Below are 13,655 nucleotides of genomic sequence, written 5' to 3'. Positions count from 1 at the left end.
TGCAGTAAGTGTGCCTGTGGTTTATGTGCCTGTGGTTCGTGGCCCGTAGTGAGTGCTTGCTCGCCGAGGCCATGGTGGCGGCGGTGCGCGTCTCTGACGGCGGAGTGTCTCTCCGGCGCACGTCGGCGATCGGACGGCCTGGTGGCCGTCCGTATGTTCCGGAGGGGCGCGTACGCCGCTGGAGCGGGCGCGAGCGCTACGGCACTGCCCCTGCCCGGTCCCGCGCGCCGCGGGACCGCCACGGTGCGGGCGGACGCGCCCGGACCCCGGGGACGAGTGCCCCTCAGGGGCCTGCAAGGCGGATCGGCGCCTGGGCGGGCACCGATGCCTCACGGCCGCGGGCGACTCAGCGGGCGGCCGCCCGGCGCAGCACCTCCGACGCGGCACCCCCGGTGCGCGGGAGCGGCGGCGGTGCCTCGGTCAGGGCGAAGGGCTCCGGTGGGGAGTCCGCGCTCGGACGGCGTCCGCCACGGCCCTCGCCGAGTACCTGCCAGCCGTCGTGCGTCAGCGTGATGTAGGCCCCGCAGCGCAGCCCGTGGAGGGTGCAGGCGTCCCGCAGCCCCCACATCCACGCCCCGTCCTCCTCGGTCCACCGTGCGTCGCCCTCGCGGCAGTAGAGCAGCACCGCCGTGCGTACCGGGGTGCGGCGCCGCAGGTCGTGCGGGATCACCCGGCGCAGCTGCGCCAGCAGGGAGTTGCGGAACATCCAGCCGTCGGCCGGCGCCGACCGCCGGGTGAACGAGGCGCTCGCCCGCAGCCGTTCGTCCGCGTCGAGGACGGCCACGATGGCGGTCGTGGGTCTCGGCCGGTGCCGTGCGTGCAATCCGCTGACGACCTCCCGGGGATTGCGCAGCAGCGGAATCCCCGCAGCGGCCCATTCGGCGGGTTCGAGCATACGGGTCAGTGGGTTGGTGGAAGCGGCGGACAGATCGGCAGACGTCGACATGGATGCCGCCGAGGACGGAGCGAATCCGAAGGTCACGGTCCTCCCTTCGGCTACGCGCCCACACAGCGGGCGGGGTCGGACTTGGGGGAGCGCACGCCGCAGCAGAGCCCTACCGGATCACGGGCGAGCCGTGCGGGGAGCGGACCTCAATTCTTCCTGCCGAACTTGGTTGCGGCAACGAGCAATTGGGGCCACCGACCGTTTTCCGGCTATACGTCGTGTATATCCCTGCCCACTGTTCTTGTTCGCGATACATGGGTTACGCCTGCACGGCCAGGACCAGCGGCAACACCCCCTGCGCCCCGGATCGTCGCAGCATGCGCGCGGCGACGGCGAGCGTCCAGCCCGTCTCGGTGGCGTCGTCCACGAGCAGCACGGGACCGCCTGCTTCCTTGAGGGCGGCTGCCAGCGCGGGCGGCACGGCCAGCGCCCCGTCGAGTGCCTTGAGCCGCTGGGCGCTGTTGCTCCGGGAGACCTGTGAGACGGCCTCGCCGACGTACTCCACGGACCCCAGCAGCGGCAGCCGGCCGACCTCCGCGATCCGTGCGCCCAGCGACTGGATCAACTGTGGACGCCTGCGCGAGGCCATGGTGACGACGCCGACCGGGCGCGGCTGCGCGTCGGGTTGCCCGGAGGCCCAGCCGCCGGGCCCCTTCGCCCAGTCGGTCAGGACGCCGACCACGGCCTTCGCCACATCGTCCGGCACGGGCCCGTCCGGTGCCTGGGGTGTGAGCATCGGCCGCAGCCGGTTGCCCCAGCCGATGTCCGAGAGCCGCCCCAAGGCGCGCCCCCGTGACGCCTGTTCGCCCGCCGGGATTCGCCCCTTCAGGTCGACGCCGACGGCCGGCAGGCCCGTAGGCCACATCTTGCGGGGGTCGACGTCGACACCGGCGCGGCCCAGCTCGCCGTTGGCCGCGTCGAGCGCGGTGGGGGACACGGACGCCTCGAACCGGGCTCCCGCGCAGATGTCGCAGCGCCCGCACGGCTTCGCCAGCTCGTCGTCGAGTTGGCGTCGCAGAAACTCCATCCGGCAGCCGGTGGTCGACACGTAGTCGCGCATCGCCTGCTGTTCGGCGGCCCGCTGCTTCGCGACCCAGGCGTAACGCTCGGTGTCGTACGTCCAGGGCATGCCCGTGGAGATCCAGCCGCCCTGGACGCGCCGCACCGCGCCGTCCACGTCGAGCACTTTGAGCATCGTCTCCAGACGGGACCTGCGCAGCTCCACCAGGGGTTCGAGGGCGGGCAGCGAGAGCGGCCTCTCGGCGCGGGCCAGGACGTCCAGGGTCCGGCGCACCTGCTCCTCCGGCGGGAAGGCGATCGACGCGAAGTACTCCCAGATCGCCTGGTCCTCCTTGCCCGGCAGGAGAAGCACCTCGGCATGCTTCACCCCGCGGCCCGCGCGCCCCACCTGCTGGTAGTACGCGATGGGGGAGGAGGGGGAGCCCAGGTGCACCACGAATCCGAGGTCAGGCTTGTCGAAGCCCATGCCCAGCGCGGAGGTGGCGACCAGGGCCTTGACGCGGTTGGCGAGGAGGTCCTCCTCGGCCTGCTGGCGGTCCGCGTTCTCGGTCTTTCCGGTGTACGAGGTGACGGTGTGCCCGCTCTGGCGCAGGAACGCGGTGACCTCCTCGGCGGCGGCCACGGTGAGTGTGTAGATGATGCCCGAGCCCGGCAGGTCGCTCAGATGCTCGGCGAGCCAGGCCATCCGGTGGGCGGCGTCCGGCAGCCGCAGCACACCGAGGCTCAGGCTCTCCCGGTCCAGCGGCCCGCGCAGGACGAGTGCGTCGGTGCTGGCGCCGGTGCCCAGCTGCTCGGCCACATCGGCCGTCACGCGCGCGTTGGCGGTCGCGGTGGTGGCCAGGACGGGGACGCCCGGTGGGAGATCGGCGAGCATCGTGCGCAGCCTGCGGTAGTCCGGCCGGAAGTCGTGTCCCCAGTCGGAGATGCAGTGTGCCTCGTCGACCACGAGCAGGCCGGTCGCCGCGGCCAGCTTGGGCAGCACCTGATCGCGGAAGTCGGGATTGTTGAGCCGCTCCGGGCTCACCAGGAGCACGTCGACCTCGCTCGCGGCCACCTCGGCCTGGATCGTCTCCCACTCCTCCGTGTTCGACGAGTTGATGCTCCGCGCGTGGATACCGGCGCGAGCGGCCGCCTCCACCTGGTTGCGCATGAGGGCGAGGAGCGGCGAGACGATGACCGTGGGCCCGGCGCCCCGCTCGCGCAGCAGCGCGGTGGCGACGAAGTACACGGCGGACTTGCCCCAGCCGGTGCGCTGCACGACGAGGGCTCTGCGCTTGTCGGCCACCAGGGCCTCGATGGCGCGCCACTGGTCCTCGCGCAGCCGGGCCTCGCCCGCCGAGGCGCCGACAAGGCGGGCGAGTACGGCATCGGCCGCGGCGCGAAGGTCGGCGTTGGGCAGGTCCGTGTGGGTCGGGGGGCGTGGGTCGTCGTTGCTCATGGCCCCATGCAACCCGATGGGTCGGACATCGCGCGAACGAGGCCGCCTGGTTGTGGACAAGTCATGTCGTGGTCATGGCCAGGGTTATCCACAGGACAAAGCGGAATTTCAAGATCCGCGGGATGGTCACGGCATGACGAATCACAACGAAGCAGCCGGCACGTCCGGTGACAGTGACATCAGCGGGCGCGGTCGGCACGGGGGAGACAGCGCGGGCCACGCGCCGAGCGGGCGCAGCGGACGGGGCGCGCACGATGGGCGCGACCTGCCCGGGCAGCACCAGGTGACCCTGCGCACACCGGCCGAACTGGCCGATGCCCTGCCCTACCTGCTCGGATACCGGCCCGAGGACAGCATCGTGCTGGTGGCCCTGCACGACGGGGAGAGGCGAGGCCGCTTCGGCGGGCGGGCACGGCTGGGCATCCCCGCCCACGCGGACGACTGGCCGTCCGTCGCCGATCAGCTGGCGCAAGGACTGGTGAAGGGAAGCGAGCGCAGAGGGGCACGGCCCGAGAGCATGGTCGCCTACCTCTGCCAGGAGCCGGGGACCGGAGAGTCGGGACGGGACGTCATGGAACGTCTGCGGCCGCTCGCGCAGTTTCTGCGCACGGCCTGCGGTCGCCTCGACGTCCCCGTCATCGAGGCCCTGTGCATCTCCGACGGCCGCTTCTGGTCGTACTGCTGCCCCGGACAGGGGTGCTGTTCGTCCGAGGGGCATCCGATGGGACTGCCCGGCACCTCCGTCCTTGCCGCCGCCGCGACCTACGCCGGCCTCCAAGTGCGCGGATCGCTGAGGGAATTCACCGCTCGGTTCATTCCGTGGGAAGGCGCGGCCGCACGGGAGCAGCAGACCGCGCTCGACACGGCGAGCATGGCCCTGGTTCCCAGGATCCTCGACGGCGAGGGCCGTGCGGAGGTGGCCGAGGAGACCCTCGGACTGGCCCGGCAGATCGTGAAGCGGTTCGCCGACGCCCCGCCCGTGTCCGGCACACGCCCGGCGGACCTTCGCGACGACGGGCTCCTGGAGCACGACGAGGCCGCCACCCTGATCCTCGGACTTCAGGACCGCGCAACCCGTGACCGCGCCGCCGAGTGGATGGAGGGCGACGAGGCCGGCTCGGCCCTGCGCCTCTGGCGGGCGCTGGCCCGCCGCTGCGTCGGCCCCTACGGCGAGCACGCGGCGGCACCCCTCACCCTCGCCGGTTGGGTCGCCTGGTCGACCGGTGACGAACTGGAGGCTCGCGAGGCCCTGGCCATGGCACTCGGCGCCGATCCCGACTACCTCTTCGCCCGTCTCCTGCACCAGGCGTGCAACGAGGGCCTCGACCCGGAGTCGATCCGCCGCTGCCTGCGCGCGGAGCGCATCGGCCGGAGCGGGGCGGAAGCGGAACAGCCATCGGGTCCCGATCGCTCGACGCCACGCGACGTCGCCGAGCCGCCGGGTACCTCGAACCGACGTCGGCGCAGGGCGCGCACGGCGGGGATCGGGGCACCGCGCGGAAGCGGGCGTCACCCCGGGGTGGGCAGCCTCCGCCGGCGTCGGCCCACCGATGAGGCCGCGCCCGGCGGGGAGGGACCTGGGCGCGCGCCTGAGGCGGCGAGCGAACGGGCACGTGCTCGCCGCAAGGGTGGTCGGCGGGTTGCGGGGGAGGAGACGTGAGCGTGGGGAGCGGGGCGGATCGACGATTATCGGGTCGGGTGACACATGAGGTGCCCCGGGCACCGGATGTCACTCCACTCGACGCGGCGGCACGCCCCGGCCCGCGCGGCACGGGCGGGCGGCGCGCGCCCGCGATCTCCAAGCCCGAATCCTTGGCCCCCACCGCACCCGTACCAGCCGTCCGCGGTATGCCCCACCGACCATCCCACCGCCATCCGGTCTGCTTGCCCGGCCCAGGGCGTGACCCCGGACGGGGCCGTTCCGTTCACCTGTGTGGTGGTACCCGTGGCCGGGCCGCGCCGCCGAACGCCCTCGCCCCTCCGGAGCCCCCAACCCGGCGCCGAGCGCGCCCCAGGCGCACTGACCGAGGAAGCCACATGCCCCTGCCCATTCCACCCTCCGGTCCCGACGGCGCCCTCCCGCCGGTGCGCAGGCCCGCTCAGCCCTTCCCTCGTCGCGCCGGTTCACAGGCCCCGTTCGCAGGAGTCGAGAGCACTTTGAGCCCCTTCGCGGGCCCGGGCGGTCCGGCGGTTCGTCACACCCCGCTTTCCGGGCCGCGCCGGACCACGGACCTGCCACCCGTGCACAACGCCCTGATCTGCGTCGCCCTGCCGGGACTGGCGATCTCCACGGACCAGGGGCAGTTGACCGGCCGCGGGCTGGAGGGGTTCTACCGCGCCGGCCGCCGGACGCTGTCCCGCTGCCAGGTGCGAGTGGCGGGGCGCGAACCGCTCGCCGTACAGGCCCGGATGGTCGCCGCCGACCGAGCCCGCTTCGTCGGGACGGTGCGCGCCTCCGCCGACGGCGGCCCGGATCCCGACGTGGTCGTGGAGCGGACGCGCGACGCGGACGGCACGGAACGGATCACGCTGCGCAGCGCCTCCCCCCGCGCCCTGCGCGTGCCCGTCGAGGTCGCCCTCGCTACGGATCTCGCGGAGCTCGGCTCCGTAGCCTCGGGCCGAGCCGGGCCCGAACTGCCCGCCAGCGTCCACGACTCGGGCCTGCGATGGTCCTGTGCCACCGGCAGCTCGATCGTCACCGCCGACCCACCGCCCGCCGACGCCCTGGCCTCCGCGGGACTGCTCCGCTGGGAGCTCGAACTGCCACCCGGTGGCACCCGGAGCGTGGAGTTGAGGGTGCGACCGGGCGGTGCGGGGCCGGCCAGAGCCGTCGGCCGCGGCGCCACGAGCCTGCTCTCCGCCGCCCGGGCCACCGGCGACGACCCCAGGGTCCAGGCGCTCATGGACACCTGCGTCGAGGACCTCCAGGCGCTACTGCTGCGCGATGCCGCCCACCCGTCGGACACGCACCTCGCGGCGGGGGCGCCGTGGCGATGCGGCCTGGCGCCGGCCGAGGCACTGGTCGCGGCCCGGATGACACTGCCACTCGGCACCCGGCTCGCCGCGGGCACGCTGCGGACCCTCGCCCGCACCCAAATCGGGGGCCCCGGAGCGCAGTCCGGCCTGATCCCCGGCCCGCGCCGGGACGCCGGCCCGCACCTGCCTCCGGGCTGCACGGCCACCGAGGCGACCCTGCTGTTCCCCGTACTGCTCGCGGAGGCCAGGCGCTGGGGACTTCCGGAGCAGGAGACCGAGGAACTGCTGCCCGCGGCCGAGCGGTGCCTCGCATGGCTGCGGACCACCGTCGGTGACGGCATCTATCTGCCCGACCCGCACCCCGGCGGTCCGTTCCGCTGCGAGACGCAGGCGCACGCCCACCGAGCGGCACTGCTGGGCGCCGATCTGCTCGACACGTACGGCCGACCGGGTGGCGAGGGACTGGTGCAGTGGGCCCAGGAACTGCGGACCGCGTTCCGCGGGGACTTCTGGGCCGAGGACCGGGGAGGCGGCAGACCAGCGGCCGCCCGGGCCCCGGACGGGCGCCTCGTACCCCACCTCGGCGCGAGCACCGCCCACCTCCTCGACACGGGGCTGCTCGGCTCCGGCGTGTTCGCCCCCGGCCTCCTCGACAAGGTGCAGACCGAGCAGCTCGCACGGCTGCTCGGCGGCCCGGCCATGGACTCCGGCTGGGGTCTGCGCAGCCTGGGTGCCAGGGAGGCGGCGTACAACCCCTTCGGACACCGCGGCGGCGCCGTGCGCGTCCAGGAGACCGCGACCGCCGTAACCGGCCTGGTCACCGCCGGCTACGAGAAGGAGGCGAGCGCTCTGCTCCGGGGGCTGCTGGCGGCCGCCGAGACCTTCGGAAACAGGCTGCCCGAGATGTACGCGGGAGAGCAGCGCACGGAAGGCGGCGCCCCGCTCCCGCACCCCGCTGCCTGTCGGCCTGCGGCCACGGCGGCGGCCGCCGGGGTGCTGCTCCTCACCTCCCTCGCGGGCATCCGCCCCGACGCCCCGGCCCGGACGGTGACACTGCGCCCGGTCGGTAGCGCGCCGCTGGGCGAGATCGGACTGACGGGACTGCGGATCGCGGGCGCCGCGTTCTCCGTGCGCGTCAGCAGACTCGGTCTCGCGATGGTGGAGGAGGCGGCCGACGGACTGCAGTTGGGTGTGTGACCTCGCGCGACGCGTCCTCGGACGGCGACCGGCAGCGGCCGGTGGGACCCGTACAGGACGGAAGTGGATCATCAGTGGAAGCGACTGACGAAGGGCGTGTTTATCGTCAGGCAGACGACTATGATCGCGGCATGCCCTACGACCCGTCGGCCTTTCCGCCCTTCGCCGTGACCGTGGACCTGGTCGTGCTGACCGTGCGTCGCCATGCCCTGTGTGCGCTGGCGGTACGGAGGGGGGAACAGCCTTTCCAGGGACGATGGGCGCTCCCGGGCGGCTTCGTACGGCCCGACGAGGACCTGGCACAGGCGGCCGCGCGCGAGCTGGTCGAGGAGACCGGGCTGCGCGCCCATGACCCGTCGGCCCCGGCACAGGACAACGGCGCGCACCTGGAACAGCTGGCGACCTACGGCGACCCCAAGCGCGACCCGCGAATGAGGGTGGTCAGCGTCGCCCATCTCGCGCTGGCCCCCGATCTGCCCGCGCCCAGGGCCGGAGGCGACGCCAACAGCGCGCGCTGGGCGCCCGTGGAGGAGTTGCTGCAACAGGGCGGTTACGGCCGCGACGGAGAGCAGGCGGCACCCCTCGCCTTCGACCACGCCCAGATCCTCTCGGACGGGGTGGAACGCGCCCGGTCCAAAATCGAGTACTCGTCGCTGGCCACCGCCTTCTGCCCGTCCGAGTTCACCGTCGGAGAGCTGCGCCGCGTGTACGAGGCTGTGTGGGGGGTGGCACTCGACCCGCGCAACTTCCACCGCAAGGTGACGGGCACTCCGGGGTTCCTCGTGCCCACGGGCGGCACGACCACGCGCCAGGGCGGCCGACCCGCGCAGCTGTTCCGCGCCGGCGGCGCCACGTTGCTCAATCCGCCGATGTTGCGCCCCGAGGTCTGACGAGGGCGGATCGGCTCACGGGGCGCGTCGCGCCGAAAGAGTGGAGAGAGCTGCCTCGGATGAACCGCAAGGTGCCCGAAAAACGGTAAATGTCACGCTATCTTGCTGTGAGTGATCCAGGCCATCGGATTGACCAGCAACCCCCGCAAGGAGCTTCCCCCCGCCGTCGACGACGTGTCCTTCGAGGCGCGCCCGGGTCGTGTCACAGCGCTCCTCGGAGCCCCGGGCGCGGGCAAGACGACGACGCTGAGGCTCATGCTCGAACTCCAGCGGGGCCGTGGAATCACCTACTTCAGAGGCCGTCCACTGCACGAGATCGCCCATCCCTCGCGTGAAGTCGGTGTGCTCCTGAGCGAGGTGCCGGGCCATCCCGCGCGTACGATCCGCGGACAGCTCGGCCTGGTGTGCGCGGCCGTCGGTGTCCCGATTCGGCGCGTCGACGAAGTGATCGAAGTCGTCGGGCTCGTGAGCCTGTGCGAGGAACGGCTGGGCACCCTGTCGCGCGGTATGGATCGCCGTCTGGGCCTGGCCTGTGCGCTGCTGCCCGATCCGCACACCCTCGTCCTCGACGATCCCGCCGGCGGGCTCTCCGTCGCCGAAGGTCGGTGGCTGCACGGGATTCTGCGGGCGCACGCGGCCCACGGAGGCACCGTTCTGTTCAGCACGGACGACCCCAAGGAGGCCGCTCGGACGGCCGACCGGGTCATCACGCTGGAGGGAGGCCGGCTCGTCGCCGACCAGGAGGCCGCGGACTTCGCCCGCACCCGGCTCCGCCCCCGGGTCGCCGTCCGCAGTCCGCACGCCGCCCGCCTCGGAGCCCTGCTCGCCAAGGAGGCCCGCGCCGCGCAGCGTTCCGTCGAGGTCGTGCGCGAGGACGGCAACCGGCTCTCGGTGTACGGCAGCACCTGCGCCGACATCGGCGAGACCGCCTTCCGGCACGGCATCCTCGTACACCAACTCGCGGACGAGACAGGCGACATGGGGCCACATGCAGCGCTCCCTGCCGAGGGCCTCGCCTCCGCGACCGTAGTCACCTCTGCCCTCCTGACCTCTGCCTCCGCGGCCTCCATCCCCACGGACGATGCCCCCACGGACGACGCCCCCGCGACCGTCGAACCCGCCACCGCCGTAGCCGCGACCGGGGTGCACACGCCCGACGAGCCGGGGCCGACGACCGAGTCGCGGACCCGTCCGGCCGCTTCGCCGGGCGCGCGGGACCTGCCCCAGCTCCCGCCCCCCATCGCCGTACGCCAGGCACCGAGCCCACTGCGTCCGCTGCGCTACGAACTGCGGCGCGCCACCGGAGTGGGCACCGGCTACCTCACCGCGATCACCGTGCTGATCACCTCCGCCCTGCTGTCCGTACTCCTGGCCAGAATCGGTCACACACCCCAGCCGCGGCTCCTGGCCGCCTGGCCGCGGGAATGTCCCCTGCCGCCCGCGGCGCTCGGGGCGGGACTGCTCGGGGCGCTCGCCTTCGGCGAGGAGTTCCGCCACCCCGCCCTGGCCGCGGACCGCGGCACCGTCCCCCGCCGGCTGGGACTGCTCGCCGCCAAACTCCTCGTCGCCTCGGCCACCGCGCTGGCGCTGGCCGTCCTCACGGTGGGCTGCGACCTCGAAGTGCTCTATCTCGTCTACGGACGAGAGCTCGTCGGAGTTCCCGCGGACTGGCTTTCGCTGAGTGCGAGTTGGATCGGCCTCACGGTGGGCTGCGCCTGGGCGGGAGTGCTGGCGGCGGGCATCTTCCGGTCCACCACCGCTGGGCTCGCGGCGGTGCTCGCCGTCCCGGTCGTGGTCGTACCACTCGTACAAAAGACCTTGGCGGGACCGTCCGTACGGAAGGCGGCCGGGTTTTCCGAGCGACTGCGTGAGCTCCTGCTGATGCAATGGCCATTCGGGGGAGCGCGCTATATCGCGGCCGGGGCGCGCCTTGTCGCCCAACCCGTGGGTGGTGCCCTGATGTTGTCGCTGACCGCTCTGCTCTGCGCGTATCTGCTCACGACCCTGCGAAGCAGGGTGCGATGACGACCGTCCTTACCCTTCCGTTCCCGCCGTGCGCACAACTCCCCGGAGAACGCCCATTTCTTTCCGATAAGGCGTCAATTGCGACGCGGTGAGCGATCACCCTTTCGTGTGCTTTTCACCAAAGACCTCAAGGGAGTTGGAGACAGCGCCGACAAATGATCCGTGAGTACCCTTGCGCACACCATGATGACCGCCGCCCGCTCCTCAGACTCCGGCCTGGCCGGCCCGGGCGGACTCGACCGCTACCCCTACGCCGAGGGCCCTGGTGCCGAACGCGTCGGCGCCTCCGCGTGGGAGGGCGCGGACCCGGAACTGGGCCGCGTCGGCCGGCGCGCCGCGGGCAGCCGCGGACGCGGACTGCACGGCCAACTCGTTCAGCAGCTGGGTCAGATGATCGTCTCCGGCGACCTGGGCGCGGACCGTCCACTCGTCCCCGAGGAGATCGGACAACGGTTCGAGGTCTCCCGTACCGTCGTCCGTGAGTCGCTCCGCGTCCTGGAGGCGAAGGGACTGGTCAGCGCCCGCCCCAACGTCGGCACGCGCGTGCGTCCCGTCAGTGACTGGAATCTTCTCGACCCGGACATCATCGAATGGCGGGCCTTCGGGCCGCAGCGCGACGACCAGCGGCGCGAGCTGAGCGAGCTGCGCTGGACGATCGAGCCGCTCGCCGCGCGTCTGGCCGCCGGGCACGGGCGCGAGGAGGTCCAGCAGCGTCTCGGAGACATGGTCGAGATCATGGGCCACGCCATGGCGCAGGGTGACTCGCTCACCTTCTCGCGGGCCGACGCGGAGTTCCATTCGCTGCTCATCCAGGTGTCGGGCAATCGCATGCTGGAGCACCTTTCCGGGATCGTCTCGGCCGCGCTCCAGGTCTCCGGGGGCCCCGTCACCGGCTGCGACCGACCGAACGAGACCTCCTTGACGCACCACGGCCGGATCGTCGACGCCTTGGCCGAGGCCGACGGCGCGGCGGCCGAGGCGGCCATGCGGCAGTTGCTCGCCGTTCACCCCGAGGTGGAGCGCGTGGTGCCCGCGCCGCGCGAGCACTGATCGCGCCCCGAGGGCGGCGCGGTCGGGGGGCGTGTGCCCTCTCGTGGCATCGCTTGGTCGGCGGAGCATCCCCCGCCGGACCCCGTCGGATCCTTCCGGGATCCGGCGGGATCCGGCGATGTGATGAAGGTGATCAAGCCATCGGTTGAGGTGATGAACCCATCGGTTTGAGGTGATGAGTCCATCGGCTGACCTCCTCTGACCGCATCTGGCCGCTTTTGGGCACTTACGGGGTGTGACTCGGGCCACGCAGATTGGGCGTAACGCTCTTCGGAACTGCGCGATGACCTAAGAGGTGACAGCCGAGGAGGGAATACGGACCGCCGTTTACGGCGCTGTGCATCTTCCCGGCTCCCGCCCGCGCCGTCGACCCATCCCCAAGTCGGCGGTCGTCGGCTCCTGTCCGCAGTGGACGGGGCCGGAAGCCGTTTTCCAACGTTCCGAGAGGTTGTTCGTGTCGGCCAGCACATCCCGTACGCTCCCGCCGGAGATCGCCGAGTCCGTCTCTGTCATGGCGCTCATTGAGCGGGGAAAGGCTGAGGGGCAGATCGCCGGCGATGACGTGCGTCGGGCCTTCGAAGCTGACCAGATTCCGGCCACTCAGTGGAAGAACGTACTGCGCAGCCTCAACCAGATCCTCGAGGAAGAGGGTGTGACGCTGATGGTCAGTGCCGCGGAGCCCAAGCGCACCCGAAAGAGCGTCGCAGCGAAGAGTCCGGCCAAGCGCACCGCCACCAAGACGGTCGCGGCGAAGACGGTGACCACCAAGAAGGCCACCGCCACCACCGCCCCGGCGGTGCCCATGGCCGACGATCCGGCTGAGGACGCGTCCGCCAAGAAGGTCGCCGCCAAGAAGACGGTCGCCAAGAAGACCGTCGCGAAGAAGACGGTCGCCAAGAAGGCCGTCGCGAAGAAGACCACCGCCAAGAAGGACGACGTCGAGCTGATCGACGACGAGGCGGTCGAGGAGACCCCGGGCAAGCCCGGTGCCGAGGAGCCCGCCGAGGACGGCGCCCAGGGCTTCGTCCTGTCCGACGAGGACGAGGACGACGCGCCCGCGCAGCAGGTCGCCGCGGCCGGCGCCACCGCCGACCCGGTCAAGGACTACCTCAAGCAGATCGGCAAGGTCCCCCTGCTCAACGCCGAGCAGGAGGTCGAGCTCGCCAAGCGCATCGAGGCGGGCCTGTTCGCCGAGGACAAGCTGGCCAACGCAGACAAGCTCGCCCCCAAGCTCAAGCGCGAGCTGGAGATCATCGCCGAGGACGGCCGTCGGGCCAAGAACCACCTCCTGGAGGCCAACCTCCGTCTGGTGGTCTCCCTGGCCAAGCGCTACACCGGCCGCGGCATGCTCTTCCTGGACCTCATCCAGGAAGGCAACCTCGGTCTGATCCGCGCGGTGGAGAAGTTCGACTACACCAAGGGCTACAAGTTCTCCACGTACGCCACCTGGTGGATCCGTCAGGCGATCACCCGCGCCATGGCCGACCAGGCCCGCACCATCCGTATCCCGGTGCACATGGTCGAGGTCATCAACAAGCTCGCGCGCGTGCAGCGTCAGATGCTCCAGGACCTGGGCCGCGAGCCCACCCCGGAGGAGCTGGCGAAGGAACTCGACATGACCCCTGAGAAGGTCATCGAGGTCCAGAAGTACGGCCGCGAGCCCATCTCGCTGCACACCCCGCTGGGCGAGGACGGCGACAGCGAGTTCGGTGACCTCATCGAGGACTCCGAGGCCGTCGTCCCGGCCGACGCGGTCAGCTTCACGCTCCTCCAGGAGCAGCTGCACTCCGTCCTCGACACCCTGTCCGAGCGCGAGGCGGGCGTCGTCTCCATGCGTTTCGGTCTCACCGACGGTCAGCCGAAGACCCTCGACGAGATCGGCAAGGTGTACGGCGTCACGCGTGAGCGGATCCGTCAGATCGAGTCCAAGACGATGTCGAAGCTGCGCCACCCGTCGCGTTCGCAGGTGCTGCGCGACTACCTCGACTAGGTCTCGACCGTACTGTCGCCGAGGGCCCGACTCCCGATGGGGAGCCGGGCCCTCGGCGCATGCACGGAGTGCGCGCCGCCGTCCGCTGGATCACTCTGGGTTTTCCATGACCATCCCAGAGTG

Annotated in this window: 8 protein-coding genes; 6 read left to right on the top strand and 2 right to left on the bottom strand. The window is 71.9% G+C overall.

The window, feature by feature from the left end; all coding sequences use genetic code 11:
* Positions 1-346 precede the first annotated feature (346 nt).
* Positions 347-982 carry a hypothetical protein gene (locus KVT44_RS04935; protein ID WP_217566216.1) on the bottom strand — a complete coding sequence of 212 codons (636 nt, stop codon included), beginning with the start codon at positions 980-982 and terminating at the stop codon, positions 347-349.
* 223 nt (positions 983-1,205) lie between these two features.
* The gene (locus KVT44_RS04930) at positions 1,206-3,404 is read right to left on the bottom strand and encodes a RecQ family ATP-dependent DNA helicase (protein WP_217566215.1); all 2,199 of its coding nucleotides are present in this window, start codon (positions 3,402-3,404) and stop codon (positions 1,206-1,208) included.
* 133 nt (positions 3,405-3,537) lie between these two features.
* On the opposite strand from KVT44_RS04930, the gene KVT44_RS04925 reads away from it, so the two are divergent.
* The 6 genes from KVT44_RS04925 (at position 3,538) to KVT44_RS04900 (ending at position 13,532) form a co-directional block, all read left to right on the top strand.
* Positions 3,538-5,064: a DUF4192 domain-containing protein gene (locus KVT44_RS04925; protein WP_217566214.1), complete on the top strand. Its 1,527-nt coding sequence runs from the start codon at positions 3,538-3,540 to the stop codon at positions 5,062-5,064.
* A 572-nt stretch (positions 5,065-5,636) separates the two neighbouring features.
* On the top strand, positions 5,637-7,577 hold the full coding sequence (locus tag KVT44_RS04920) for a glycogen debranching N-terminal domain-containing protein (protein WP_217566268.1): 1,941 nt from the start codon (positions 5,637-5,639) through the stop codon (positions 7,575-7,577).
* 131 nt (positions 7,578-7,708) lie between these two features.
* Positions 7,709-8,467, top strand: coding sequence for an NUDIX domain-containing protein (locus KVT44_RS04915; protein WP_054229890.1), 759 nt, complete (start codon positions 7,709-7,711; stop codon positions 8,465-8,467).
* Between the two features lie 111 nt (positions 8,468-8,578).
* Positions 8,579-10,492, top strand: a complete 1,914-nt coding sequence (locus KVT44_RS04910) for an ABC transporter ATP-binding protein (RefSeq protein ID WP_217566213.1) — start codon at positions 8,579-8,581, stop codon at positions 10,490-10,492.
* A 162-nt stretch (positions 10,493-10,654) separates the two neighbouring features.
* Complete coding sequence (locus tag KVT44_RS04905; protein ID WP_159064415.1) at positions 10,655-11,542, top strand: FadR/GntR family transcriptional regulator; 888 nt, start codon at positions 10,655-10,657, stop codon at positions 11,540-11,542.
* A gap of 454 nt (positions 11,543-11,996) precedes the next feature.
* A complete protein-coding gene (locus KVT44_RS04900; RefSeq protein WP_075030696.1) occupies positions 11,997-13,532 on the top strand; it encodes an RNA polymerase sigma factor in 1,536 nt (511 codons plus the stop codon).
* The last annotated feature ends 123 nt before the right edge of the window (positions 13,533-13,655 follow it).

This window comes from Streptomyces sp. GbtcB7 (assembly GCF_019091445.1).
GTDB lineage: Bacteria > Actinomycetota > Actinomycetes > Streptomycetales > Streptomycetaceae > Streptomyces > Streptomyces mirabilis.
Note: the sequence above shows the minus strand (reverse complement) of the source record. Positions and strands in the feature narration are given on the sequence as shown.

Excerpts from the sequence above, each read along its gene's own strand:
- KVT44_RS04925 (WP_217566214.1), top strand. The coding sequence starts at position 3,538 with ATGACGAATCACAACGAAGCAGCCGGCACGTCCGGTGACAGTGACATC.
- KVT44_RS04930 (WP_217566215.1), bottom strand. The coding sequence starts at position 3,404 with ATGAGCAACGACGACCCACGCCCCCCGACCCACACGGACCTGCCCAAC.
- KVT44_RS04915 (WP_054229890.1), top strand. The coding sequence starts at position 7,709 with ATGCCCTACGACCCGTCGGCCTTTCCGCCCTTCGCCGTGACCGTGGAC.